The following is a 23,367-nucleotide window of genomic DNA, read 5'->3' on the forward strand; positions in this document are numbered from 1 at the left end:
TCATTCGGCCATGCGGTAGCCCAGCTCGCGCTCACGCCGCAGCGAGAGCAGGACGACTTCCCGTTCGGAATGCGCGTAGAGGAGGATGTGTCGCGCCAGGATGAATTCCCGCAGATCGGCCATGCCCAGCGCCGTGGCCAGCTGCCTGGCCTGCTCGGCCTGGAAGCGCCCCCAGCCGGACCGGGCAGCGAGAAACCTCGCGGGGCGCCCGCTCGACGGGGCGAAAGACAGGAGTTCGCGCGCCCGCGCCAGTTCATGCTGCAGCTTCTTGAAGCGCGCAGGCGGCGTCTCGGCGTCTTGCGCGTGCATGAATTCGCGCGCCGCGCTCAGGCACACCAGGAAATTCGGAACCGCGCGGACTCTGGCGTTGACCGAAATGCTCACGGTGAAAGCGAGGCGCCGAGTGCCTGGTCCAGTTCGTCGTCGGTTGCTAACTGGCCAGCCAAGGCCTGCCGCAATCCCGTGACGGCATCGTCGGCCAGCACCAGGCTCGCGTGCTCCTGCTCGAGGGCATGGTAGTAGTCCAGGCGACGCGCGTCGACCAGTGCCACGTCCGTTAAGGCTTTCGTTAAACCAGTCCAGCGGCGAATCCCGGACACCGCAAATCCCCGCCACCCCGGGGTGGCGGCCACTCTCACGCGCCGCCTTCCAGCGTATAAAGCCTGCCGGGAGACACCATCACTTGAAAATCATCATCCTCGGCGCCGGCCGGATCGGCGAGAGCGTGGCCGGCACGCTCGTGTCGGAGAGCAACGACATCACCGTCATCGACACCGACGCGGCGCGTCTGCGCGAGCTCGAAGAACGGTTCGAGCTGCGCGGCGTGGTGGGCAGCGGCATCGAGCCCGACGTGCTGGCCGAGGCCGGTGCCCGCGATTGCGACATGCTGATCGCCTGCGCCGCGCAGGACGAGACCAACCTGGTCTGCTGCAAGGTGGCCTACCAGGTGTTCGGCATCCCGACGCGCATCGCGCGCGTGCGCTCCAGCGCCTACAAGGAAGACAGCCCGTTGCTCGGCAAGGACGGCTTCGCGGTCGACTGCGTGATCTGCCCCGAGGAATCGCTCACGCGCTACATCGGCAAGCTGGTCGAGTACCCCGAGGCGCTGCAGGTGCGCGAGTTCGCCAACGGGCTGGCCTGCCTGGTGGCGGTGCGCGCGGTGGCGGGCGCACCGCTGGTGCGCCACAGCATCGCCGAGCTGCGCGAGCGCGTGCCCGGCGCCGACATGCGCATCGTCGGCATCTACCGCCGGCTCGACAACGAGCCCGACCGCTTCATCGTCTGCGACGGCCAGACTCTCATCGAGCCGGGCGACGAGGTCTTCGTGCTGTCGGCACGCGAGCACCTGCCCCTGGTGCTGTCGGCACTGCACCGCGACGACCGGGCAAAGCAGCGCGGCGTCGAACGCATCATGATCGCGGGCGGCGGCCGGGTCGGGCTGCGGCTCGCCAGGCAGCTGGTCGAGACCGGCCGCCCCTACCAGATCAAGGTCCTGGAGCACGACCACGCGCGCTGCGTGCAGCTGGCCGCCGAACTGCCGAGCAGCGTGCTGGTGCTGCACGGCGACGGCACCGACGAAGACCTGCTGGAAGACGAAGGCATCGAGGGCATCGACCTGTTCCTCTCGCTCACCAGCGACGACGAGGACAACATCATGGCCAGCCTGCTGGCCAAGCGCCTGGGCGCGCGCCGCGTTCTGGCGCTGATCAACCGGCGCAGCTATGCCGACCTGATGCACGGCACGCAGATTGACATCGCGCTGTCGCCCGCGCAGACCATGCTCGGCGAACTGCTCGCCTATGTCCGGCAGGGCGACGTGCAGGCGGTGCACAGCCTGCGCCGCGGCGTGGCCGAGGCACTGGAGATCGTGGCGCGCGGCGACCGCAAGACCTCGCGCGTGGTCGGCCGCAGGATCTCGGAGATCCAGCTGCCCAAGGGCGCGCAGTTCGGCCTGGTGATGCGCGGCCTGCCCGAGATCGGCGAAGGCGCGGCCCCGGCCGGAGGGGCGCCGCCGACGCCGGCGCAGGTGATCATCGCGCGCGGCGACACCCTGATCGAGAGCAACGACCATGTGGTGATCTTCGTGCCGCGCAAGCGCCAGGTGCGCGACGTGGAAAAGCTGTTCCGCGTCAGCGCCACCTTCTTCTGACGGCACCGGCCCTTTTCGATGAGCGACTTCTTCCCGGTGCTGCGCGTGCTCGGCGCGCTGCTGACCTTCTTCTCGCTCGGCATGTTCGTGCCGTGGATCATTTCCTGGACCCACGCCGACGGCCTGCGCCATGTGTGGGCCTTTTCGGCGGCGATCTCGTTCGCCTGCGGGGCGGCCTTGTGGGGCGGCCTGCGCAGCCACAAGCGCGAACTGCAGCCTCGCCACGGCATCTTCCTGGTGTCGCTCACCTGGGTTCTGCTGCCGCTGTTCGCCACGCTGCCGATGATGTGGGCCCTGCACGACGTCGGGCGGCCGGTCAACTTCACACATGCGTACTTCGAGTCGGTGTCCGGCCTCACGACCACGGGCGCGACCGTGCTCGCCAGGCTGGACGCGCTGCCGGTGTCGATCAACGTCTGGCGCACCTTCCTGCAATGGCTCGGCGGCATGGGGATCCTGGTGCTGGCGGTGGCCATCCTGCCGCTGCTGGGCGTGGGCGGCAGCCAGCTCTTCAAGGCCGAGGTGGCCGGCCCGATCAAGGACAGCAAGCTGACGCCGCGCGTGAAGGAGACCGCCAAGGGGCTCTGGGGCATCTACGCGAGTTTCTCGGCCGCATGTTTCCTCGCCTACTGGGCCGGCGGCATGAGCGCCATCGACGCGATGATGCACATGTTCACGACCGTGAGCCTGGGCGGGCTCTCCTCGCACGACACCAGCTTCGCGTACTTCGCGTCGCCGCTGCTCGACGGCATCGCCGTGATCTTCATGCTTGCGGCCAGCTGCAACTTCGCGCTGTATTTCATCGCCTTGCGAAAGGGCCACTGGCGCGGCTTCTGGCGCGACCCGGAGTTGCGCGGCACGCTCGCCGCGCTGGTCGGCGGCGGCCTGCTGGTCGCGCTGGTGCTGTGGGCCAAGGGCGTCTACGGACCGGTGGATGCCTTGCGCTACGGCATGTTCCACGCCATCTCCGTCGGCAGCACGACCGGCTTCGCGACCGTCGACTACCTGGCCTGGCCGGTGTTCGCGCCGCTCTTCATGCTGCTGCTGTCGAGCGTGGCGACCAGTGCCGGCTCGGCCGGCTGCGGCATCAAGATGGTGCGGGTGCTGATCCTGGTGAAGCAGGCGCGGCGCGAGATGACGCGCCTTGTGCATCCGCGCGCGGTGCAGCCGGTGACGCTCGGCGCCATGGTGGTCGACCACCGCGTGATCTTCTCGGTGCTGGCCTTCATGCTGGTCTATGGCGTGACGACGATCTCGCTGAGCATGCTGCTGGTGCTGAGCGACCTCGACCCGGTCACCGCCTTCAGTGCGGTGCTGGCCAGCGTGAACTGCACGGGCCCCGGGCTCGGCAGCGTCGGGCCGGCCGGCAACTTCAGCGTCCTGACCGATTTCCAGGTCTGGGTCTGCACCTTCGCGATGGTGCTCGGCCGGCTCGAACTGCTCAGCTTCATCGCCTTGCTGACCCCCTCGTTCTGGCGCAAGTGAGGGTGCCAAAGAGACGCCAGCGGGCATTTTCGGCTGGGGAAAGTCCCCAGGCCAGAAACCGCTTTCCAAGGGCGCCGGTGTTGCTGCAGCGCAATACCCGCCCGCCAACGCCCGCTACGATGGGCTCATGGACTGCACGACCAAACTGGAGGCCGAGCTGGACCTCTATTTCGCATGGCTCGCACGGTTCGAGGCCAGCATCCCCCAGGCGCAAGACATCGTCTCGCGCTGGTACACGAGCGCGGCGCTGCAGGCGTACATGCGCTATTCCTGGTTCAAGGCCTCCACGCCGGGAGAGCCGGCGCTTTGCCTGGCCCACATCCAGGTCTCGGAAGACGCCCGAAGCCAAGGCTACTTCGCGCGGCTGGTCGATCGCTTCCTCGAAGGCAGCGACGGCCTGCAGGCCCGGGTGCTCTACCTCGAGAACATCGCGAGCCCGAGGTTCGAAGGCTGGCTTCTGCGCGTCGGGTTTCAACGCTGCGCGCACAGCTCCGATCAGTTCTCCGCGTACTACGTCACGCGATAGCAAGCGGCGCATGCTTCAGAATGCCACCATGCCGAATCAACGACGGGAAGCGATCGACAAGCTGCAGGCGCTGGCGGTCGAAGAGCGCCTGGCCCACCCCGACGAAGACGACGCATTGATCGCGTCGGTGCTCGATCGGCTGGAGGAAATCGGCGACCGGCGGCGCCGGGCGGCCCGGCGGAAGGCCCGCAGCATCGCGCTGGGGATCGGCACGATCGGCGCCTTGATCGCCCTGGCCCTTCTGATCCAGGCACGCCTGGTCTGACCGGCCGTTCAGCGGCATCGGTGCAAAGGCACATTCGTGGGTCGGGGCGGGCGCACGCCGAAGGCAGGGGACATTCGCGGAGGGGGCCACCCGGTGCCCTCGGCACGCGCCCCAGGAGACTCAGGGCCGGCACCGACTGCCCGGACTGGACGGCCTATCGGGCGGCGAACTCGCTGCTGGCCCGGCACTGGCCGAACTCGCAATGGATGGCGATCTCGGGCGCGTTCGTGCAGGCGATGCGATAGTCTTCGAAGCCCGGTCCCTTGGCGACCAGCGTGGCCATCGGCGTGGCCGCGCAGTTGCGGGATTTCGCCAGTTTTTCCGCGGTGAAGGTGTCGCGCCCGGTCGGTCGGGTCGCCATGCTGCTCGCCGGCACCGCAAGCCAGGTCACGAGGACCGTGGGGTCGACGTTCTTGTAGCCGGAGCGGGCCATGCAGTTGGCGACCTGCGTCTCCTGCTTCTTGCGCCAGACAGCCGTCTGTGGCGAATACACCCACTGGGCAAAGAGGCCCATGAGCCCCGCGATGGGCAGCGACGCGGCGGCGACGAGGGGGATGGCGAACGCGCGATCGTCCCAGTACGTGTGCCCGATGTTCCATCCGATCGCGGCACCCACGCCGACACCGACCACGATCAGGGCGGCGTCATGGTCCTCGGTCTTGATGAACGGCAGGCCGCTCGCCTCGCGTTGACATTTTGCGACCAGCGCCTCGTAGGACTCGCCCGTCGGCGGGCCGCTGGCAGGACCTGGCTCGACCATCGGCACGTAGGCCGCGCCCACGCCCGAGCCGGGGCCGGCAGGCGGTCGCTGCGGCCCTGTCGAACAGGCGCTCAAGAGCATGGCAGCGCAAGCGATGCCGGCGATTTTCCTCATGGGCCCTCCTGGTGCGGGTCCTGGAGCGCCCGCGGAAAGTTACATACTTATACGTTTATCACATTTTTATGGTCAGACTCGGCTCAGGTCAAGCACGCGCGTGCCTTCGGCGCGACGAGGCAAGACCGGCAAAAGCGTGAGTCAACGGCGTCTGCCAGCCGTGAGATGGGCGAATGGGGTCGCCAGGCCCTCGAAACCGAACACGCAGTCTGTCGCGCAGGCGCAACGATTGCCGCTATCCCCAGCTGGGCATGCTCCGCAAGGCGTCGTTGGGCCGATTCACGATGTCGACGCCGGTGATCTCGCGCCGGCCGGGCAGCAGTTCGACATCGCAAACGATCTCCCAGGCGTGGTTTTCGGTCCGCCGCGCGAGGCAGACCTCCTCGCCGGCCGCCAGCAGGTCGGCGCATTCGCCGACGCTGATCCGCTGCGCCGCTCCCAGCGCCAGCCCGGTCGAACCGAACTCCTTGTCCAGGACCGGATGAACCGCCACGAGGTCGATCTTGTCGCCCGCGTAGTGGACCGCCGTGATTGCATGCTGAGCCATACGCGACCTCCATTCTCCGAGAGGCCCAGTATCGTTGCCACGGCCGCCAGCGCCAGTGTGCCTACTCAGGTCGTGGGTACGAGGCGCCCTCCGCCCCTGGGTCCGGCCTCAGCTGCCCGCCTTGTTCGGATCCCGCCAGACCCGCTCGAAAGGCAGCCGCCAGGCGTGCGGCGCGATCAGCTGGTGGATCGCCTTCGGTCCCCAGGAGCCCGGTTCGTAGAGCCGCACCGGCGGCGGCGTTTCGAGCAGCGACGTCGACACCTGCCACAGGCGTTCGATGCCCTCGGCGGTCGTGAACAAGGTGCGGTCGCCGCGCATGGCGTCCAGGATCAGGCGCTCGTAGGCCTCCAGCACCTCGCCGACCAGCCCGGTGTCGCGCATCGCGAACTGCAGGCTCAGCTTGTCCAGACGCATGCCCGGCCCGGGCCGCTTGCCGTAGAAGGACAGCGACATCTTCGAGGCATCGGCCAGGTCGAAGGTCAGGTGGTCCGGCCCCTGCGCGCCGACCCCGGAGCCGGGCGGGAACATGCTCTTGGGCGGTTCGCGAAAGGCGATGGAGATGATGCGCTGGCCCTCGGCCAGTCGCTTGCCGGTGCGCAGGAAGAAGGGCACGCCGGCCCAACGCCAGTTGTCGATGTGGCACTTGAGCGCGACGAAGGTCTCGGTGTCGGAGTCGGGGTCGACGCCCTCCTCCTGGCGGTAGCCGCTGTACTGCCCGCGCACCACGTCCGCCGGCACGATCGGCAGCATGCTGCGGAAGACCTTGTTCTTCTCCTCGCTGATCGGCGCCGGTTCGAGCGCGGTGGGCGGCTCCATCGCCATGAAGCCGAGGATCTGGAACAGGTGCGTCACCACCATGTCGCGGTAGGCGCCGGTCTGCTCGTAGAAGCCCGCACGCTTGCCCAGCCCGAGGGTCTCGGGCACGTCGATCTGCACGTGGTCGATGAAGTTGCGGTTCCAGATCGGCTCGAACAGGCCGTTGGCGAAACGGAAGGCCAGGATGTTCTGGGCCGGCTCCTTGCCGAGGAAGTGGTCGATGCGGAATATCTGCTCCTCGTCGAACACCTCGTGCAATTGCCTGTTGAGGATCACCGCGCTCGCCAGGTCGGTGCCGAAGGGCTTCTCCATCACGATGTGCGAGCGCTCGACCAGTTCGGCCGCACCCAGCATGCGCACCACCGACAGGGCTGCGCTCGGCGGCACGCTCAGGTAGTGCAGGCGCCGGCATTCAGGTGCGCCGAGCGAGCTCTCGGCGCGCTCCACCGCTTGCTTGAGCGCCTGCGCACCGCCCGACAGCGGCACGTAGTCGAGGATCCCCGCGAAGGCGTCCCACGCGGCCGGCAGGACCTTGCGGCTGCCGAATTCGTCGAGCGCGCTGCGCGCGGCGGCGCGGAAGCCCTCGGTGTCGAGTTCGTCGAGCGAAACGCCGATGATCCGGCAGCCGGGGATGAAGCCCGAACTGCAGAGGTGAAACAGGCCCGGCAGCAGCTTGCGCCGGGCCAGGTCGCCGGTCGCGCCCACCAGCATCACCACCTGAGGGAAACGCGGACCGACGCCGGGAGGGATCTTCGCCATTTCGTGTCACCTTGCTTCGTTGCCGAGCCGGGAGGCAAGCGATTTTGATGCCAGCGGTCCGGAACACTTACACATTTTTCATGACATCCCGCCTACAACTTGCCTCTGGTCGGCCGATACACAGGGAGCCATGGACAAGCCACATTCAAGCCAGCCGCCAGAGCTCCTGACCCAGCTCCCGAGAGAAAGCGTGCTCCAGGACGACGGGGTCTACATGCTCGTATCGACCAAGGGCGTGGAAGGATCGCGCAGCGACGGGATGCTCATCCGCCGCTGTGGGTTTTCGCTCACGACGCCGCTCGGCTGCGAAATCATGGGCCAGTACCGACAGCTCTCGGATGGTTTCTGGCACGCGTCCCTGCGCAGCAAGCCCCAGGACGACGGCACCCCGGGCCTGCCTCAGCGGGGCATCTACGCGACGGAGCTCGACGCGCTGGTCAATCTCTGGGCCAACCGCCGGCGACAGGACCTCGGGACCCGGTTGTAGGGATCCGCAAGCGGGAACCCCGCCACACTTGTTACTCCCCGTGTTCGCCCTCCGGTGCCAGACTGTCCCCGAACCGCATGCGCATGGTGCGCAGCGGGCCACCAGGAGACGACACCCATGGCGACAACCACCGAGAACGAACGCAAGGGCCCACGGCCCGCCATGCAGCGGCCACCGATCGTGTCGCCGCAGGCCTGGGAGGCGGCCCGGGCGCAGCTGCTCGTGAAAGAGAAGGCCCAGACCCGCGCTCGCGACGCCCTGGCAGCCGAGCGCCGGCGAATGCCCTGGATGGCGGTCGACACGGGCTATGCCTTCGAAGGACCCGCGGGCAGGCTCAGCCTGCTCGACCTGTTCGACGGCCGGCGCCAGTTGATCGTCTACCGCGCCTTCTTCGAGCCGGGCGTGTTCGGCTGGCCCGACCAGGCCTGCAGGGGCTGCTCGATGGTGGCCGACCAGGTCGCCCACCTGGCGCACCTGAACGCCCGCGACACCACGCTGGTGTTCGTCTCCCGGGCGCCCCAGGCGGACATCGCGCGACTCAAGGCGCGGATGGACTGGAAGATGCCGTGGTTCACCCTCACCGACCGCTTCGACGCCGACTTCGGTGTCGACGAATGGCACGGCACCAACGTGTTCCTGCGCGACGGCGACCGCGTCTTCCGGACCTACTACATCCAGAGCCGCGGCGACGAGCAGATGGGAGGCACCTGGAACTACCTCGACATCACGCCGCTGGGCCGGCAGGAGTCGTGGGAGGACTCGCCCGAAGGCTATCCCCAGACGGCACCCTACAAGTGGTGGAACTGGCACGACAACTACGCCGCGGACGCGGCGCCCGACCAGCGCTGGGTCGAGGTGTCGGAGGCCGGGGAGGCGGCGTTCCGCGACGGGCAGCCGAGGACGTAGCCGTCGAAAGACGTGGCAGCCGGCGCCTTTCGCGCCCAGAATGACCCGCTGGACACAACCGACAGGGGGCTCCCGTGGCACATGCGGATCCGGATTCGGCGAACACCCTTCGCCGCATGGTCGAGGGCTACCAGGTGTCTCAGGCGATTCACGTCGCCGCCACGCTCGGCATCGCCGATCTGCTGGCCGACACCCGCCGCACGAGCGACGAGCTGGCCGCGGCGACCGGCACCCATCCTCCCACGCTCTATCGCCTGCTGCGCGCGCTGGCGAGCCTGGGCCTGCTGCATGAACTCGAAGGCCACCGCTTCGAGCTCGCGGCGCTCGGCCAGCCATTGCGCAGCGACGTGCCGGATTCGGTGGCCGGCTGGGCCGCGTTCGTCGGCCGGCCCTACTACTGGCAGGCCTGGTCCGGCCTTCTGCACAGCGTGCGTACCGGCGAGAACGCCTTCCGGCATGTCCACGGCACTGACGTCTGGGCCTATCGGTCCGCCCATCCCGAAGAAAGCGCCGTGTTCGACCGCGCGATGACCACGCTCTCGCGCCGCGCCAACGCCGCCCTGCTCGCGACTTGCGACTTCGGCCGCTTCCGCATGCTGGTGGACGTCGGCGGCGGCAACGGCGCCCTGATCGCGGCGGTCCTCGCCGCGCATCCGGGCCTGCAGGGCGTTCTGTTCGACCAGCCACACGTCGTGTCGGCCGCCGCCGCATTGCTGGCCCGCGCCGGCGTCGCCGAACGCTGCCGCACGGTCGGGGGCAGCTTCTTCGAGGCCGTGCCCGAAGGCGCCGATGCCTATGTACTGCGCGCTGTGATCCACGACTGGGAAGACGAGGATGCGATCCGGATCCTCGCGCAGGTCCGGCGCGCACTGGGCGAAGGCGGGAAGGTGCTGATCGTCGAACGGGTGATCGCACCGCCCGATGAAGGACGCGACGCCAAGTTCTCCGACCTCAACATGCTGGTGGGTCCGGGCGGCCGCGAGCGGACACGCGAGGACTTCGTCGCACTGCTCGAGCATGCCGCGCTGCAGCTCGAGCGAGTGCTCGATGCCGGCGGCTTCTGCGTCCTGGAGGCTGTTGCCGCGGACACCTGAAGCGGCTTCCGCCAACGAGCGCCTACAGCGGCATCGGACCGATCCGACAATGCGAGCTCGGCCGATGCCGGATGTTCAACACTCCAGGAGACCCGACATGACCCCCAAGAACACCCTCTGCCTGTGGTACGACGGCACCGCCGTGGACGCCGCGAAGTTCTATGCCGCCACCTTCCCGGACAGTGCCGTAGGCACCATCTTTCGTGCGCCGGGGGACTATCCGGCGGGCAAGGAAGGCGATGTGCTGACGGTCGAGTTCACCGTTGTCGGCATCCCCTGCCTCGGCCTGAACGGCGGCCCGGCGTTCAAGCACAGCGAAGCCTTCTCGTTCCAGATCGCGACCGACGACCAGGCCGAGACCGACCGGCTGTGGAATGCGATCATCGGCAACGGCGGCCAGGCCAGCGAGTGCGGCTGGTGCAAGGACCGCTGGGGCTTGTCGTGGCAGATCACGCCGCGCGCGCTCACCGAGGCGCTGGCCGACCCGGACCGCGCGGCAGCCAAGCGCGCGTTCGACGCGATGATGACGATGGACAAGATCGACATCGCGGCGATCGAGGCGGCACGGCGCGGCTAGCCCAGCAGTTCGAGGCAGCCGAGGTCCTCGGCGGCCAGGTGCGCACGCTCGAAGTTGTTCCACCAGATCACCGGCGGGATGCCGTTCGCATGCTGCCAGACCGGCGTGGCGATCAGCCAGAGCACGGACAGCCGATAGTCGTCGCACAAGGCGCGAAGGTCGTAGCCCTGCACGCCGCGCGCCTTCAGTTCGTCATGGAAGCTGTCAAGCAGGCGCATCTCGAATCGTTGCCGCAGATCGGGATACCACTGCAAGGCCATCATGCAGGCCAGGTCGTCCGACCCCATGTCGACGCGCCACGAATCCCAGTCGAACAGGCGGCCGCCATCCAGCGCGCCGTCGCGCGGCAGGAAGCAGTTCCACACGTGGGCGTCGCCCTGGACGATCGTCATGTGGCGGTGCGTCCGGTAGCGTGCGGCCAGGCGCGGCGCGGCGTCGAACAGGCGTTCGTACAGCGCGCGCCGATCAGCGGAAAGCCGGTCGCCCAGGTCATCGGCGAAACGCGCGAACTGCGCCGCGAGATGGGCCGTTGCCTCGTCGGCGGCGCTCGCATCCTGCCAGGCGCCGATCGACACGCCGAGCCGCGGGTCGTCCCACCACGCGGCCTGGCATCGGGCTCGCGTGCGCACGATGGCCTCGCACTGCGCGAAGCTCGGCGGCAAGGGCCAGCGCGTCGCGATGAAGTGCGATTCGGTCAGATCTTCGAGCAGCAGATGCCAGGTGCCTGAGTCGGCATCCCATCCGGCGTCGAAGCAGCGCGGCACGATGCCCGCGGGCATCGCCGGCAGCAGGTCCCTGTAGAAAGCGACCTCATGGCCACCGCCCGGCCAAGGTCCGCCGGGACGGTCCGCCAGGCCCGCCTTCAGGATCAGTGTGGCAGGCGCGCCGTCAGCCGGCCCGGCATAGGCGAGGCGCAACCTGAAGATGTGGGACAGCACGGTCGCGAACGATGCTTCGATCAACACCTCGGCCACGCGGCCCGCAGGGAGCGCGCCGCTCTGTCGCAGCGCCTCGGTGAGGCAGGCGGGCTCGGCGACCTTGGGCAGCGCGGGATTCGTCATGCCGGATTGTGATGCCATGCTCGCAGCCCTGACGCGCGTGCTCAGAGATCCAGCACCAGCCGCTGCGACCTCGAGCGCGAGCAGCACGGCGTGAACTGGTCGTTGGCGGCCTGCTCGTCGGCCGTGAAGTAGACGTCCTTGTGATCCGGAACGCCTTCGAGCACGCGCGTGATGCAGGTGCCGCAGACCCCCTGCTCGCACGAGGTCGGGACCTCGATGCCGATCCTGCCCAGCGCCTGCACCACGGTCTCGTCCTTCGCCACCGCCACCACCTGGCCCGAACTGGCGACCTGCACCTCGAAGCCGTGGTCGTTCGCGCGGTCGACCGGGCCGGCAGCGAAGAACTCGTAGTGGAGCCGCGTCTCGGGCCAGCCCTGCGAGCGCGCCTCGTTCAATACGGCGTCCATGAAGCCCTTCGGCCCGCAGACATACAGGTGGGTGTCGCCCTCCTGGCGCGCGACGAAGGCCGCCAGGTCGAGCTTCTGCTCTGGCGGGCCGTCGTCGAAATGATGGTGGACGCGAGACCCGAACCGGCCATCGGCGATCCGTTCGCGGAACGCGGTGCGCTCCGGCGAGCGGGTGCAATGGTGCAGCTCGAAATCGGCGCTCGCCGCCGCCAGCCGTTCGGCCATGCAGAGGATCGGCGTCACCCCGATGCCTCCCGCGAGCAGGACGCTGCGGCGAGCCTCGTGCGCCAGCGCAAAGTGATTCCGTGGCGCGCTGATCTCGAGCTCGTCGCCGACCCGCACACGCTCGTGCATCGCCTTCGAGCCGCCGCGCGTCGCCGAGTCCTTCAGCACCGCGATCAGGTAGCGGTGGGTCTCGGACGAATCGTTGCAGAGCGAATACTGGCGCACCAGTCCGTCCCCCACCTTGACGTCGATGTGCGCGCCGGCCGAGAAGGCGGGCAGCGCCCGCCCGTCGGCCGCGACCAGCTCGAAGCTCGCGATGTCCCTGGCTTCTTCGCGCCTGGCGCTCACCCGGACCCTGAGCGTCGCGGTCGTCATCCGGCCACCTCCTCGGGCCGGACGTCCGCCAGCAGCCGCTCCACGATGCGGCGGGCCCGGTTGGCGCCGGCATCCACGTGGATGTCCATCCACGAATTGCGATCGCCGAAATCGGCGATGTTGCGGTACTGGTCTTCGATGACCACCCGGTCTTCGTCGAAGGTGTAGGCGGTCTGCTCGACCACCGTGTCGATGTTCTCGGGCATGTCGGGGTGCTTGTTGCTGGCCATGCTCCAGAAGTAGTGGCAGGTGTCTTCGGTCTCCGGCGTGATGCCGTGGAAGCCGCGCATGTGGAACCCGCCCCGCCGCGGATCGTCGATGGCGCCCGATCCGGGCTCCATGGCCCCGGTCCAGATCGCCAGGTGCGACACGTGGAACTCGATCTCCTGCCAGCGGTCGCAGGTGTCGCCGAAGGGCCAGGCGGCGCGGTAGGTGGGGGGTGGCGTCGAGCCGGGCATCAGGCGGACCACCTTGACCGTGTCGCCGTCCTGCGTCACCTTCATCGGCGCGTTCATGTGCAGCCGCGCATTGCCGCCGATGGTCTTGAGGTGGACGTACCCCAGGTGGCTCAGGTCGAGCAGGTTGTCGTGGATCAGCTGCCAGGGCGCCTTGTAGTGGTACATGCCGCTGCCGAACTTGTAGCGCGGATCGTCATGGTGGGGGTAGTCGGGCGGCTCCACGGCCGGGGCCGAGTCTTCGTCCCGTGGCATCCAGATCCAGACGATCCGGTCCTTCTCGACCACCCGGTAGGACCTCACCCTGGCCTTGGACGGAATGCGCTCCTGCCCGGGGATCTCGAGGCACTGTCCGCTGGGCGCATACAGCAGGCCGTGGTAGCCGCAGCGCACGCCGTCGGCTTCCACCGTGCCGCACGACAGCGGCAGCGAGCGATGGCAGCAGCGGTCTTCGAGCGCGGCGATCTCGCCGCTGCCGGTGCGAAACAGCACCACCTTCTGGTTCAGGAAGGTGCGGCCGATCGGCTGGTCCTGGAGCTCCGACGAGAAGCCGGCGACGTACCAGCGGTCGAGCGGAAAACGGGCGGCAGCGCCGCTCTTGCGGATGCTGCCGATCGGGATGGAGGCGGGGTTCATGCAAATCTCCTGGGATGGGTTGGGATGGGAGTCGACGCTGCTCAATGCACGGCCATGCCGACCCACCGGTCGAGCGTCTCGGTGTCGCGCAGCAGGACCTGCGCATCGCTCTCGTGGACGACCGTGCCGTGGTCGAGGACGAGCGCCCGCCGGGCGTACCTGAGGGCCTCGTCGACCTGCTGCTCGACGATGACGACGGCGATGCCGGTCTCGCGGCTCATCGCCTGGAAGGCGTTCAGCAACTCCTGGCGGATGAGCGGCGCCAGCCCTTCGAGCGGCTCGTCGAGCAGAATCAGCCGGGGTCGGCCCAGCAGCGCGCGAGCCACCGACAGCATCTGCTGCTCGCCGCCGGACAGCTGCGTGCCGCCGTTGCGCCGCCGCTCGGCCAGCCGGGGGAACAGCGCATAGGCCTCGTCGACCGCGCTGCGCGGGCGGTGCTTGAGCCCGGCCAGCAGGTTCTCCTCGACCGTGAGCGACGGAAAGATGTCGCGCGTCTGGGGCACGTAGCCCAAGCCGCGCCGGGCGCGCTGGTGAGGGCTCAGCCGCGAGATGTCTTCGCCCAGGAACTCGATGCGGCCGCCGGCCAGCGGCACCAGGCCCATGATGGCGCGCAAGGTCGTGGTCTTGCCCACCCCGTTGCGTCCGACCATCGCCACCCGCTCGCCCGGCGCCACGGCCAGCGACAGGCCGTCGAGCACCGTCGTCGGGCCGTAGCCTGCCTTCAGGCTTTCCAGTTTCAGCATCGGATCGGTCATGCGGGAGTCCCCAAGTAGGCGGCCCGCACCTTCGGGTCGCGCCGGATGTCGTCGGGGCTGCCGTCGGCCAGCACGGCCCCCTCGGCCAGCACCACGATGCGGCTGGCGAAGCGGAACACCAGGTCCATGTCGTGCTCGATGATCAGCACGGCCAGGTCGCGGGGCAGCGAATCGAGCGCCGCGAGCAGCCGCGCGCCATCGCCCCTGGGCACCCCGGCCATCGGTTCGTCGAGCAGCAGCACCTTCGGACGCAGCGCGAGCGCCAGTGCCATCTCGACCAGCCGCTGCTCGCCGTAGGCCAGGTCCTCGGTCGGCGTGGCGGCATGGGCGCGCAGGCCGAAGCGCTGCAGCAGCGCCTGCGCCTCGGCGTTCAGCGCCGGATAGGCGTCCACGCTGCGCCAGGCACGGCCGCCCAGGCCCTCGCGCTCGAACAGCGCCATCTCGATCTGCCGCTGCACCGGGAGCTGCGGCGCCAGCGTCGTGATCTGGAAGGTGCGCGCGAGGCCGAGTCGAACGCGCTGGGCCTGCCCCAGGCGGGTGACGTTCTCGCCGCGCAGCCAGATCTCGCCCGCATCGGACCGCAGTACGCCGCTGACCTGGTTGACCAGCGTCGTCTTGCCGGCGCCGTTCGGGCCGATCAGGGCCAGCCGGTCGCCGGCGTGGAGCTGGAACGACACGCCGCGCGTGACGTGCAGGCCGCCGAAGCGCTTGTCCAGATCGCGGATGTCCAGCAGCAGGCTCATGATGCAGCTCCCGCGCGGCGACGCAGCCAGCCCCAGGCCTTCGCCGGCGAAACCAGCACCACCGCCATCAGCATGAAGCCCACCACGAACAGCCAGTGGTACGGATTGATCGAGGCCGCCGTGTGGTGCAGCAGGGTGAACACGACCGCACCGACGAGTGCGCCACTCAGCCGCCCGGCGCCGCCGAGGATCAGCATCACCAGGGCTTCGGCCGACAGCGCGAAGGACAGGCTGTCGAGACCCACGATGGCGTTGGTCTGCGCCGACAACGCGCCGGCCGCACCGGCGATCGCACCCGCGGCGGTGTACATGGCGAGCAGCCGCCGGTAGACCGGCGTCCCCAGCGCCGCCATGCGGGCCCGGTTCTCGTGGATGCCGCGCACGGCCAGGCCGAAGGGCGAGTCCACCAGGCGGCGCGCCACGTAGTACAGGAGCACCAGCACGGCCAGCGCATAGAAGGCGGCGACGCGGCCCTCCAGGTCGAACGCGAAGCGGCCCAGCAGCGGCCCGACCGTGAAGCCGGACAGCCCGTCGTCGCCACCGGTCCAGTCGCGCGCCTTCTGTGCCAGGCTCAGGACGATCTGCGCCACGGCCACCGTCAGCATCAGGAACGTGAAGCCCCGGTAGCGCAGCAGGAAGGCGCCGCTGGCGAGCGCCAGCAGGCCGCCGGCGCCGATGCCGATGGCCAGACCCGCCAACGGGTCGGGCATCACCTTGAGCGCGAAGATCCCGGCCGCGTAGGCGCCGGTGCCGAAGACGGCCGCATGCCCCAGGGTCGCGAGTCCGGCCACGCCGACCACCAGGTCGAGCGACAGCACGAACAGGGCGGCGACGAAGATGCGGGTCATCAGCCCCAGTTGCTCCGGCAGCAGTGCACAGGCCAGCGCGCCGAGCGCCAGCACGATCAGGGGGGCGCGCCAGGCCGGCCGGCAGCGCGGCGCGGCGGCGTGCCGTGCTTCGGATGGGGCCTCGGCCGGCCCCTGCAGCGTGGTGGAGGTGTTCATCGCTTGAGCAATCCGTCGGGACGCCAGGCCAGCAGCGCCGCCATGGCCAGGAAGAAGAAAAGGCTGCCCCAGTCGGAGGCGAGGTACTTGCTGGCGGTCTCGATCAGGCCGAGCACGACCGCCGCCGCGAGCGACCCTGCGATGCTGCCCATGCCGCCCACGGCCACCACCACCAGCACCAGCACGAGGTACTTGAGCGCGTAGTACGGCTCCAGCGGCATCAGCTCGGCACCGAGGATGCCGCCGAAGCCCGCGAGCGCGGCGCCGGCGGCGAAGCTCGCGCACTGCACGACGCGGATCGGGATGCCGAGGCTGGAGGCCGTGCCGCTGTGATCGACCGCGGCCCGCAGCCAGATGCCGAAGCGGGTGCGCGCGACGGTCCATGCCGCCGCGCCCGCGACCGCCAGTCCGGCGCCGATCACCAGCAGGCGCTGCGCCGGCAGGGTGCGAAAGCCCAGGTCGACCGAGCCGGCCAGCCCGGGCGGCAGCGGGATCAGTTGCACCTGCGGACCCGCCAGCGCGTTGGTGGCCGCGATCAGGAAGAAGCTCAGTCCGATGGTGAAGAGCACCTGGTCGAGCTCCTTGCGCCGGTACAGGTGCCTGAGCACCAGCAGCTCGAGCACGGCGCCCAGCGCCGCGGTGGCGATGACGGCCGCCGGCACCGCGAGCCAGAAGTTCCATTGCGCCTGGCGCACCAGGAATGCGGCGCAGTAGCCGCCGACCATGGCGAAGGCGCAATGGCTCAGGTTGACGAAGCGCATCAGGCCGAGCGTGAGCGACAGCCCGACGGCGATGACGAACAGCACCATGCCGTAGGCCAGTCCGTCGACGGCGATGTTGAAGAGGACGGTCATGTCAGGGCAGCGGGCTCACTGGGCCAGGCCGTGGTCGACCTGCGGACCGAAGCTCTCGACTTCCTTGTTGACCAGCACCCCGCCGACCTTCTCGACCTGGCGCAGGTACACGTCCTGCGTGATGTGGCGGGTCTTGCCGTCGATGCGCACGGGTCCGCGCGGGCTCTCCCACTGCAGCGTGCGCGCGGTGGCGATGGCCTTCGGACCGTCCTTCCGGCCGCCGGTGGCCTCGATCATCTTCTGGATGACGTGCATGCCGTCCCAGGCGCCGACCGAGGCGTAGTTGGCGGCGGCGCCCGGATCCTGCTTCTTCAAGGCGGCCACGAAAGCCTTGTTGGCGGCCGAGTCATGCGCGCCCGAGTAGTGGAAGGCGGTGGTCAGCCCCACCGCGCTGTCGCCGAATTTCTGCAGGTCGAACTCGTCGGTCTCCGCGGTGCCGAGAAAGCGCACGCCCGACTTGGCCAGTCCGTTCTCGTTGTAGGCCTTGATGAAGCCCAGGTTGGGCGGGCCGCCGGGCAGGAAGGTGTAGACCGCCTGCGCCCCGCTGGCCTTGATGCGCTGGACGAAGGGATTGAAGTCGGTGGTCGCGATCGGCATCCGGATCGACTCCACCACCGTGCCGCCCTGCCTGGCGAACTCGCTCTTGAACGCGGCCTCGGCGTCCAGCCCCGGGCCATAGTCGGTGACCGCCGTCACGACCCTGGCGATGTTCTGCTTCGCCGCCCACCGGGCCAGGGGCACCGTCACCTGCCACAGCGTGTAGCCGGTGCGCACGAAGTAGTCGGACTTCTCGGTGATGGACGACGTGGCGGCGTTGAAGATCACCGTCGGCGTCTGCGACTGCTGGATCAGGGGAGCCACGGCCAGCGCGTTGGGCGTGAAGACGAAGCCGCCGAGGTAGTCGACCTTGTCCTTGACGATCAGCTCCTGGACCAGGCTCTTGGTCTGGGCCGGATTCGGTCCGCCGGTGTCGCGGTAGATCAGCTCGACCTCCCTGCCGCCGAGCTTGCCGCCCTGCCCCGCCACATAGGCCTCCGCGGCCGCCTTGAACAAGGCGCCGTAGTGGGCGAACGGCCCCGAGAAGGGGCCGACGATGCCGATCTTGACGCTCTGGGCCTGCGCTGGCGCCGCGGCGAGAGCAAAGGACGAAGCAGCGAGGGCGCAGACGAGCGCGCGGCGGGACAAGGGCATGTGGGGTCTCCTGATGGGATGGGCGTGCAAGCGGGGCGTCGGATCGGCTGCCCCTTGGATAGTTGGAGTATCAATTAGTTGATATGCCAACTAAAATGGGGTTTTCCCTGCCTCGGCGCCGACCCGCATGTTCCAATCGCAACGACATCCAAGACAACCAAGAGGGCCATCCATGTCTGCCAGCAAGCGCTTGGCGAAAGCATCGAACACCACGGCACGACGCCCCCCGCGGGCATCGCAGGCCGAAGCCGACACGCCGGACATGGGCGCCGGCGGCGAGGTCGTGGACCTCGAGCGCTACGTTCCGGCGTTCCTGACATGGATCGCCAACAAGCTGTCGCGCGGTGCCTCCCAGCATTACCTGCGCGTGTTCGATGTCGGCATCGAGACCTGGCGCTGCATGGTGCTGCTGGCCACCGAAGGCTCGATCTCGGCCCAGCAGGTGTCGCGGGTCATCGGCATGGACAAGTCGTCCGTCAGCCGCTGCTTCAAGAGCATGCAAGAGCGCGAACTGATCACCCTCGAACTCGATGCCAAGGACGGCCGCTTGCGCATGGCGACCCTGACCCCGAAGGGACGCCGCCTGCACGACCAGATCGTCGGCGTGGCGCTCGAACGCGAGCGCGTCTTCCTGTCCGTGCTGAGCGAGGCCGAGCACGAGACGCTGATCCGGCTGCTGAAGCGCCTGCACGAAAACCTGCCTGAAGTCGAGTCGGCGACCGAGCGCTATGTCGCCCAGCGCTTCGCCCGTGCCGACAAGCACAGCGGCGCCTGACAACGCGCGCAACGCGGGCCGCACTTTGCGCTATGGTTCGGGCAACGACCTCACGGACTCGCACGCCATGGACCTCAGCAACCACACCTTCCACAGCCTGTTCGATCAGCTCGGGCTTCCCAGCACGGAGTCAGAGATCCAGCGCTTCATCGCCGAGCACCGGCCGCTGAGCGACGCGGTGGCCTTGGCCGACGCGAGCTTCTGGACGCCCGCCCAGGCCCAGTTCCTGCGCGAGGAGATCCGCGAGGATGCCGACTGGGCCGAGGTGGTCGACCAGCTCAACCTGGCGCTGCGCGCCTGAGCGGTCCGCTGGTTTCAGGGCGCCGCTGACCTGCGGCTATGATCGAATCGGGCCGCCACATGGCGGCCTGCGTCGCTCGGACGGTTCCGGGCGCTTACGTGAGATTCAACCATGTCCTCTTCTGTCGGCAAGCGCCGCTTCGCGCGCATCGACCGCCTGCCCCCCTACGTCTTCAACATCACGGCCGAGCTGAAGCTCGCCGCCCGCCGCCGCGGCGAAGACATCATCGACCTCAGCATGGGCAACCCCGACGGGGCCACGCCGCCCCACATCGTGGCGAAGCTCACCGAGGTCGCCCAGCGCCCCGATACGCATGGCTACTCGGCCTCGAAGGGCATCCCGCGGCTGCGCCGCGCCATCTCGCACTGGTACCAGCAGCGCTACCAGGTGGAGATCGATCCAGACACCGAAGCCATCGTCACGATCGGCTCCAAGGAAGGGCTGGCCCACCTGATGCTCGCCACCCTCGATCGCGGCGACACGGTGCTGGTGCCCGACCCGAGCTATCCGATCCACATCTACGGCGCAGTCATCGCGGGTGCCGACATCCGCTCGGTGCCGCTGGTGCCGGGTGTCGACTTCTTCGCCGAACTCGAACGCACCATCCGCGGCAGCTACCCCAAGCCCAAGATGATGGTGCTGGGCTTTCCGTCGAATCCCACCGCGCAGTGCGTGGAGCTCGACTTCTTCGAGCGCGTGATCGCGCTGGCCCGCAAGCACGACATCTTCATCGTCCACGACCTCGCCTACGCCGACATCGTGTTCGACGGCTGGAAGGCGCCGTCGATCATGCAGGTGCCCGGCGCCAAGGACATCGCGGTCGAGTTCTTCACCCTCAGCAAGAGCTACAACATGGCCGGCTGGCGTGTCGGCTTCATGGTCGGCAACCCCGATCTGGTGGCCGCGCTGGCGCGCATCAAGAGCTATCACGACTACGGCATGTTCACGCCCTTGCAGGTGGCCGCGATCGCGGCGCTGGAGGGCGACCAGACCTGCGTCGGCGAAATCGCCGCCAAGTACCAGGCCCGGCGCGACGTGCTCCACAAGGGCCTGACCGAAGCCGGCTGGGAGGTCGAGCTCCCCAAGGCCTCGATGTACATCTGGGCCCGCATCCCGCCCGCGTACCGCGAACTGGGTTCGCTGGAATTCGCCAAGCGCCTGCTCGAGAGGGCCAAGGTCTGCGTCTCCCCCGGCATCGGCTTCGGCGACCACGGCGACGACCATGTGCGCTTCGCGCTGATCGAGAACGAAGCCCGCATCCGGCAGGCCGTGCGCGGGATCCGGGCGATGTTCAAGGCCGACGGGGCGACGCGGGCGGCCTGAGGCGACGGACGGGCGCCGCGGCGCGGTTCTTGCGAAACCGCGTCCGCGCGGGCACGATAGTGCCGCACCGCCCAACTCCAAGGCGCCGCCGATGTCCTTCCTCTGGCCCGATTGCCTCTGGTTCCTGCCGGCGCTTGCGCTGCTGCCGGCGGCCTACGTCTGGCTGCTGCGCCGCCGCAGCAAGAGAGCCTTGCACTACAGCAGCCTGGCGCTGGTCCGCAACGCGCTGGCAGGCCGCAACTGGCGGCGGCACGTGCCGCCGGCGATGTTCCTGCTGGCCTGCGCGGGTTTGCTGCTCGCGGCGGCACGGCCGGTGGCGCGCGTGCCGCTGCCCTGGGCACGGTCGTCGATCATGCTGGCCATGGACGTGTCGCTCAGCATGCGCGTGAGCGACGTCCTGCCGACCCGGCTCGCCGCCGCGCAGGAATCGGCGAAGCTGTTCCTGCGCGAACTGCCCAAGGACATCGAGGTCGGCCTCATCACCTTCGCCGGCAGCAGCCAGGTGGCGCAGCGGGCGACGCTGGACCGCGCCAGCCTCGTGACGAGCATCGACGGCTTCCAGATGCAGATGGGAACCGCGGTGGGCGATGCCATCGTCCTGTGCCTGGCGGAGCTGTTTCCGGAGCAGGGCATCGACCTCGGCGAGATGACATTCGGCAGCCGGCCGCGCGGGCGCAGCCTGGACGAGAAAGCCAAGCCGCCGCCCCGGCAGATCACGCCGGTGGCGCCGGGCTCCTTCGATTCCGCCGCGATCATCCTGCTGAGCGACGGCCGCCGCACCACCGGCATCGACACCCTCGAAGCGGCGAAGATGGCCGCCGATCGCGGCGTCCGGATCTATGTGGTCGGGCTCGGTACGGTGGACGGCGACACCGCCACGCCCGACGGCCTGGCGATCTACATGAAGCTGGACGAGCCGACCCTGCGCGAGGTGGCACGCATGACCGGCGGCGAGTACTTCCATGCCGGCACCGCGGAGGCGTTGCGCAGCGTCTACGAGAAGCTCGGCTCGCGCGTCCAGGTGCTAACCCGCGACACCGAGCTCACGGGCGTCGTGGCGCTGGTCTCGGCGGTGGTCGCGATCGCGGCGGCGGCGCTGTCGCTGCTCTGGTCCGGAAGCCGGCTGTATTGAACGCGATCGACGACCCCGCTGTCGCGGCAGCCACGCCCCTTCCTACAGGGCGCGCTCCTCGCGCACGATGCAGCGGAAACCGAGGTGCGAAGTCATGGTGTCGATCGGCTGCGCCATCCGGGCTGCCGGGCGGTAGCGATGGCAGTAGTTCGGCGCGCACAGGTGCGAGCCGCCCTTCATGACCCGGCGCGGGATGCGCGGCTCGGGCGAGCGCGGGTCGTGGCTCGCGTCGGCCGTGCCGCCGCGCGGGTTGTCCATCGTGCAGCAGGCGTGCTCGATCTTGCCGTGCTCCTGGTACCAGTCGGTGGTCCATTCCCAGACGTTGCCCGCCATGTCGAACAGGCCGTAGCCGTTGGGCGGGAACGAACCGACCGGCGCCGTGCCCTCGTAGCCGTCGACCAGCAGGTTCTGCCAGGGGAACTGGCCCTGCCAGGTGTTGGCCATGTGCTTGCCGCCCGGCGTGAACTCGTCGCCCCAGGTGTACTCCGCACCGTCGAGGCCGCCGCGGGACGCGAATTCCCATTCGGCCTCGGTCGGCAGGGCTTTGCCGGCCCAGGCCGCATAGGCCTCGGCGTCCTCGAAGGCGACATGCACCACCGGGTGCTTCCAGAGCCCCTGCAGCGAGCTGCCGGGACCGCGCGGATGGCGCCAGTCGGCGCCTTGCTGGTAGGTCCACCAGTTGTGGACGTTGCCCATGTCGACCGGCCCGGCGGTCTTGCGGAAGACCACCGACGAGGGCACCAGCATCGCCGGGTCGGCACCGGGATAGTCTTCCGCCCGCGCCGGCTTCTCGGCCAGCGTCACGTGGCCGGTGGCGTCGACGAAGCGCTTGAAGTCGGCGTTGGTCACGGCGTGGGTGTCGATCCAGAAGCCCTGGACCGCGACCTTGTGCGCGGGTGCCTCTTCGGGATAGTGACGGTCAGATCCCATGAGGAAGGTGCCGCCCGGTATCCAGGCCATGCCGGGCGCGGGCGGCTTGACGCCGGTGGCCGGCGTCGGGGCGAGAGGCGTGTTCGAGGTGTCCATGCGTCTTGGGTCGGAGGATGGGTCGCCCGCATGATAGGCGGGCCCAAGGCCCCTGACCATCGCTTTGCGCGCACCGTCGACGCCTCTGCTGTCAGCGAATTCCTACGCCGCAACAATGGCGTTGACGCACCCCTGCCGCGCCGGCATGCTCGACCGCCTTGACCCGAGCGCGGGTGAAGCCGGCAAGCCACGGAGTCAATGATGAATGAAATGCAGGAGGTGCTGCACCGCGTCTGGACGGATCTGCTCTCGCGTCCGAGCGGGCCCGAGTCGTTCCGCTTCATCTTCCAGCCGATCATGGCGGCCGTGGTCGCGACCCTCGACGGCGTCAAGGATGCCCGCGCCGGCCGCACACCGTACTTCCGGGCGCTGCTGCGCGATCCGGCCCAGCGCGGCGCCCGCCTGCGCGAAGGCTTCAAGGCCACCTCGCGCATCATCGCCCTGGGCTTCGCGCTGGACGCCGTCTACCAGTTCAAGACCGTCGGCACCTTCTACCTCGGCGAGGCGGTCGTGGTCGTGTTCTTCCTGGCGTTCCTGCCCTACCTGCTGGTGCGCGGGCCGGCGGACCGAATCGCCAAGTGGTGGCTCGCCAGGAAGGCCGCGAGCAAGACATGAGAGC

The 23,367-nt window shown here is 68.9% G+C and carries 27 protein-coding genes; 13 read left to right on the forward strand and 14 right to left on the reverse strand.

Translation table 11 applies throughout. The annotated features are described in order from the left end of the window. Both QTI17_RS23370 and QTI17_RS23375 read right to left on the reverse strand, forming a co-directional pair. Positions 1-384, reverse strand: a complete 384-nt coding sequence (locus QTI17_RS23370) for a hypothetical protein (protein WP_286535978.1) — start codon at positions 382-384, stop codon at positions 1-3. After that, on the reverse strand, positions 381-632 hold the full coding sequence (locus QTI17_RS23375) for a hypothetical protein (RefSeq protein WP_503011094.1): 252 nt from the start codon (positions 630-632) through the stop codon (positions 381-383). Before QTI17_RS23375 ends, QTI17_RS23370 begins: the two co-directional genes overlap by 4 nt. A 50-nt stretch (positions 633-682) precedes the next feature. Here QTI17_RS23375 and trkA point away from each other — a divergent pair, with 50 nt between their 5' ends. From trkA to QTI17_RS23395, 4 genes are all read left to right on the forward strand, one after another. Then, on the forward strand, positions 683-2,149 hold the full coding sequence (gene trkA / locus QTI17_RS23380; RefSeq protein WP_286535979.1) for a Trk system potassium transporter TrkA: 1,467 nt from the start codon (positions 683-685) through the stop codon (positions 2,147-2,149). A gap of 18 nt (positions 2,150-2,167) precedes the next feature. Beyond that, positions 2,168-3,634, forward strand: coding sequence for a TrkH family potassium uptake protein (locus QTI17_RS23385; RefSeq protein ID WP_286535981.1), 1,467 nt, complete (start codon positions 2,168-2,170; stop codon positions 3,632-3,634). Positions 3,635-3,761: 127 nt separating this feature from the next. Beyond that, entirely contained in the window at positions 3,762-4,160 is a 399-nt protein-coding gene (locus QTI17_RS23390) for a hypothetical protein (RefSeq protein WP_286535982.1), read from the forward strand. A 28-nt stretch (positions 4,161-4,188) separates the two neighbouring features. After that, a complete protein-coding gene (locus tag QTI17_RS23395; RefSeq protein WP_286535984.1) occupies positions 4,189-4,425 on the forward strand; it encodes a hypothetical protein in 237 nt (78 codons plus the stop codon). Positions 4,426-4,579: 154 nt separating this feature from the next. Here QTI17_RS23395 and QTI17_RS23400 read toward each other — a convergent pair whose 3' ends face one another. The 3 genes from QTI17_RS23400 to zwf form a co-directional block, all read right to left on the reverse strand. Next, complete coding sequence (locus QTI17_RS23400; RefSeq protein WP_286535986.1) at positions 4,580-5,266, reverse strand: hypothetical protein; 687 nt, start codon at positions 5,264-5,266, stop codon at positions 4,580-4,582. A gap of 268 nt (positions 5,267-5,534) precedes the next feature. Further along, entirely contained in the window at positions 5,535-5,846 is a 312-nt protein-coding gene (locus QTI17_RS23405; RefSeq protein WP_286535987.1) for a hypothetical protein, read from the reverse strand. A gap of 108 nt (positions 5,847-5,954) precedes the next feature. Then, positions 5,955-7,421, reverse strand: a complete 1,467-nt coding sequence (zwf, locus tag QTI17_RS23410; protein WP_286535989.1) for a glucose-6-phosphate dehydrogenase — start codon at positions 7,419-7,421, stop codon at positions 5,955-5,957. A gap of 130 nt (positions 7,422-7,551) precedes the next feature. Here zwf and QTI17_RS23415 point away from each other — a divergent pair, with 130 nt between their 5' ends. From QTI17_RS23415 to QTI17_RS23430, 4 genes are all read left to right on the forward strand, one after another. Then, a complete protein-coding gene (locus QTI17_RS23415; RefSeq protein WP_286535990.1) occupies positions 7,552-7,908 on the forward strand; it encodes a hypothetical protein in 357 nt (118 codons plus the stop codon). Between the two features lie 117 nt (positions 7,909-8,025). Then, positions 8,026-8,814, forward strand: a complete 789-nt coding sequence (locus QTI17_RS23420) for a DUF899 domain-containing protein (RefSeq protein WP_286535991.1) — start codon at positions 8,026-8,028, stop codon at positions 8,812-8,814. A gap of 74 nt (positions 8,815-8,888) precedes the next feature. Further along, complete coding sequence (locus QTI17_RS23425; protein WP_286535994.1) at positions 8,889-9,908, forward strand: methyltransferase; 1,020 nt, start codon at positions 8,889-8,891, stop codon at positions 9,906-9,908. A gap of 97 nt (positions 9,909-10,005) precedes the next feature. After that, positions 10,006-10,485 carry a VOC family protein gene (locus QTI17_RS23430; RefSeq protein WP_286535996.1) on the forward strand — a complete coding sequence of 160 codons (480 nt, stop codon included), beginning with the start codon at positions 10,006-10,008 and terminating at the stop codon, positions 10,483-10,485. Here QTI17_RS23430 and QTI17_RS23435 read toward each other — a convergent pair. From QTI17_RS23435 to QTI17_RS23470, 8 genes are read right to left on the reverse strand one after another with little or no spacing between them, the layout of a single operon-like run. Continuing rightward, positions 10,482-11,564: a protein kinase family protein gene (locus tag QTI17_RS23435; protein WP_286536000.1), complete on the reverse strand. Its 1,083-nt coding sequence runs from the start codon at positions 11,562-11,564 to the stop codon at positions 10,482-10,484. The two genes, QTI17_RS23430 and QTI17_RS23435, sit on opposite strands and share 4 nt — an antisense overlap. A 23-nt stretch (positions 11,565-11,587) precedes the next feature. Further along, positions 11,588-12,553, reverse strand: a complete 966-nt coding sequence (locus tag QTI17_RS23440) for a PDR/VanB family oxidoreductase (protein WP_286536001.1) — start codon at positions 12,551-12,553, stop codon at positions 11,588-11,590. After that, entirely contained in the window at positions 12,550-13,644 is a 1,095-nt protein-coding gene (locus QTI17_RS23445) for a Rieske 2Fe-2S domain-containing protein (protein WP_286536002.1), read from the reverse strand. Before QTI17_RS23445 ends, QTI17_RS23440 begins: the two co-directional genes overlap by 4 nt. Before the next feature lie 41 nt (positions 13,645-13,685). Beyond that, on the reverse strand, positions 13,686-14,387 hold the full coding sequence (locus QTI17_RS23450) for an ABC transporter ATP-binding protein (protein ID WP_286536003.1): 702 nt from the start codon (positions 14,385-14,387) through the stop codon (positions 13,686-13,688). An 8-nt stretch (positions 14,388-14,395) separates the two neighbouring features. Then, positions 14,396-15,142 (reverse strand): ABC transporter ATP-binding protein, encoded by a 747-nt coding sequence (locus QTI17_RS23455; RefSeq protein ID WP_286536004.1) that lies wholly within the window; start codon positions 15,140-15,142, stop codon positions 14,396-14,398. Continuing rightward, on the reverse strand, positions 15,139-16,146 hold the full coding sequence (locus QTI17_RS23460) for a branched-chain amino acid ABC transporter permease (protein ID WP_286536005.1): 1,008 nt from the start codon (positions 16,144-16,146) through the stop codon (positions 15,139-15,141). Before QTI17_RS23460 ends, QTI17_RS23455 begins: the two co-directional genes overlap by 4 nt. Further along, a complete protein-coding gene (locus QTI17_RS23465; RefSeq protein WP_286536006.1) occupies positions 16,143-17,000 on the reverse strand; it encodes a branched-chain amino acid ABC transporter permease in 858 nt (285 codons plus the stop codon). Before QTI17_RS23465 ends, QTI17_RS23460 begins: the two co-directional genes overlap by 4 nt. Positions 17,001-17,015: 15 nt before the next feature. After that, positions 17,016-18,191, reverse strand: a complete 1,176-nt coding sequence (locus QTI17_RS23470) for an ABC transporter substrate-binding protein (RefSeq protein ID WP_286536008.1) — start codon at positions 18,189-18,191, stop codon at positions 17,016-17,018. Between the two features lie 172 nt (positions 18,192-18,363). On the opposite strand from QTI17_RS23470, the gene QTI17_RS23475 reads away from it, so the two are divergent. The 4 genes from QTI17_RS23475 to QTI17_RS23490 all read left to right on the forward strand — a co-directional run bounded on the left by QTI17_RS23475 (position 18,364) and on the right by QTI17_RS23490 (position 21,722). Continuing rightward, a complete protein-coding gene (locus QTI17_RS23475; protein WP_286536009.1) occupies positions 18,364-18,966 on the forward strand; it encodes a MarR family winged helix-turn-helix transcriptional regulator in 603 nt (200 codons plus the stop codon). 67 nt (positions 18,967-19,033) lie between these two features. Further along, positions 19,034-19,267, forward strand: coding sequence for a DUF2789 domain-containing protein (locus tag QTI17_RS23480; RefSeq protein WP_286536010.1), 234 nt, complete (start codon positions 19,034-19,036; stop codon positions 19,265-19,267). A 111-nt stretch (positions 19,268-19,378) separates the two neighbouring features. Next, entirely contained in the window at positions 19,379-20,590 is a 1,212-nt protein-coding gene (gene alaC, locus QTI17_RS23485) for an alanine transaminase (protein WP_286536012.1), read from the forward strand. Positions 20,591-20,681: 91 nt separating this feature from the next. Continuing rightward, positions 20,682-21,722: a VWA domain-containing protein gene (locus tag QTI17_RS23490; RefSeq protein ID WP_286536014.1), complete on the forward strand. Its 1,041-nt coding sequence runs from the start codon at positions 20,682-20,684 to the stop codon at positions 21,720-21,722. Positions 21,723-21,764: 42 nt separating this feature from the next. Here QTI17_RS23490 and QTI17_RS23495 read toward each other — a convergent pair whose 3' ends face one another. Then, positions 21,765-22,748 (reverse strand): formylglycine-generating enzyme family protein, encoded by a 984-nt coding sequence (locus QTI17_RS23495; RefSeq protein WP_286536016.1) that lies wholly within the window; start codon positions 22,746-22,748, stop codon positions 21,765-21,767. Between the two features lie 201 nt (positions 22,749-22,949). Here QTI17_RS23495 and QTI17_RS23500 point away from each other — a divergent pair, with 201 nt between their 5' ends. Beyond that, complete coding sequence (locus QTI17_RS23500) at positions 22,950-23,363, forward strand: hypothetical protein (protein ID WP_286536017.1); 414 nt, start codon at positions 22,950-22,952, stop codon at positions 23,361-23,363. The last annotated feature ends 4 nt before the right edge of the window (positions 23,364-23,367 follow it).

The organism is Variovorax sp. J31P179, assembly GCF_030316985.1.
Taxonomy (GTDB): Bacteria; Pseudomonadota; Gammaproteobacteria; order Burkholderiales; family Burkholderiaceae_C; genus Variovorax; species Variovorax ginsengisoli_B.

Excerpts from the sequence above, each read along its gene's own strand:
- QTI17_RS23385 (WP_286535981.1), top strand. The coding sequence starts at position 2,168 with ATGAGCGACTTCTTCCCGGTGCTGCGCGTGCTCGGCGCGCTGCTGACC.
- QTI17_RS23390 (WP_286535982.1), top strand. The coding sequence starts at position 3,762 with ATGGACTGCACGACCAAACTGGAGGCCGAGCTGGACCTCTATTTCGCA.
- QTI17_RS23395 (WP_286535984.1), top strand. The coding sequence starts at position 4,189 with ATGCCGAATCAACGACGGGAAGCGATCGACAAGCTGCAGGCGCTGGCG.
- QTI17_RS23400 (WP_286535986.1), bottom strand. The coding sequence starts at position 5,266 with ATGCTCTTGAGCGCCTGTTCGACAGGGCCGCAGCGACCGCCTGCCGGC.
- QTI17_RS23405 (WP_286535987.1), bottom strand. The coding sequence starts at position 5,846 with ATGGCTCAGCATGCAATCACGGCGGTCCACTACGCGGGCGACAAGATC.
- zwf (WP_286535989.1), bottom strand. The coding sequence starts at position 7,421 with ATGGCGAAGATCCCTCCCGGCGTCGGTCCGCGTTTCCCTCAGGTGGTG.
- QTI17_RS23415 (WP_286535990.1), top strand. The coding sequence starts at position 7,552 with ATGGACAAGCCACATTCAAGCCAGCCGCCAGAGCTCCTGACCCAGCTC.
- QTI17_RS23420 (WP_286535991.1), top strand. The coding sequence starts at position 8,026 with ATGGCGACAACCACCGAGAACGAACGCAAGGGCCCACGGCCCGCCATG.
- QTI17_RS23430 (WP_286535996.1), top strand. The coding sequence starts at position 10,006 with ATGACCCCCAAGAACACCCTCTGCCTGTGGTACGACGGCACCGCCGTG.
- QTI17_RS23435 (WP_286536000.1), bottom strand. The coding sequence starts at position 11,564 with ATGGCATCACAATCCGGCATGACGAATCCCGCGCTGCCCAAGGTCGCC.
- QTI17_RS23440 (WP_286536001.1), bottom strand. The coding sequence starts at position 12,553 with ATGACGACCGCGACGCTCAGGGTCCGGGTGAGCGCCAGGCGCGAAGAA.
- QTI17_RS23445 (WP_286536002.1), bottom strand. The coding sequence starts at position 13,644 with ATGAACCCCGCCTCCATCCCGATCGGCAGCATCCGCAAGAGCGGCGCT.
- QTI17_RS23450 (WP_286536003.1), bottom strand. The coding sequence starts at position 14,387 with ATGCTGAAACTGGAAAGCCTGAAGGCAGGCTACGGCCCGACGACGGTG.
- QTI17_RS23455 (WP_286536004.1), bottom strand. The coding sequence starts at position 15,142 with ATGAGCCTGCTGCTGGACATCCGCGATCTGGACAAGCGCTTCGGCGGC.
- QTI17_RS23460 (WP_286536005.1), bottom strand. The coding sequence starts at position 16,146 with ATGAACACCTCCACCACGCTGCAGGGGCCGGCCGAGGCCCCATCCGAA.
- QTI17_RS23465 (WP_286536006.1), bottom strand. The coding sequence starts at position 17,000 with ATGACCGTCCTCTTCAACATCGCCGTCGACGGACTGGCCTACGGCATG.
- QTI17_RS23470 (WP_286536008.1), bottom strand. The coding sequence starts at position 18,191 with ATGCCCTTGTCCCGCCGCGCGCTCGTCTGCGCCCTCGCTGCTTCGTCC.
- QTI17_RS23475 (WP_286536009.1), top strand. The coding sequence starts at position 18,364 with ATGTCTGCCAGCAAGCGCTTGGCGAAAGCATCGAACACCACGGCACGA.
- QTI17_RS23480 (WP_286536010.1), top strand. The coding sequence starts at position 19,034 with ATGGACCTCAGCAACCACACCTTCCACAGCCTGTTCGATCAGCTCGGG.
- alaC (WP_286536012.1), top strand. The coding sequence starts at position 19,379 with ATGTCCTCTTCTGTCGGCAAGCGCCGCTTCGCGCGCATCGACCGCCTG.
- QTI17_RS23490 (WP_286536014.1), top strand. The coding sequence starts at position 20,682 with ATGTCCTTCCTCTGGCCCGATTGCCTCTGGTTCCTGCCGGCGCTTGCG.
- QTI17_RS23495 (WP_286536016.1), bottom strand. The coding sequence starts at position 22,748 with ATGGACACCTCGAACACGCCTCTCGCCCCGACGCCGGCCACCGGCGTC.
- QTI17_RS23500 (WP_286536017.1), top strand. The coding sequence starts at position 22,950 with ATGAATGAAATGCAGGAGGTGCTGCACCGCGTCTGGACGGATCTGCTC.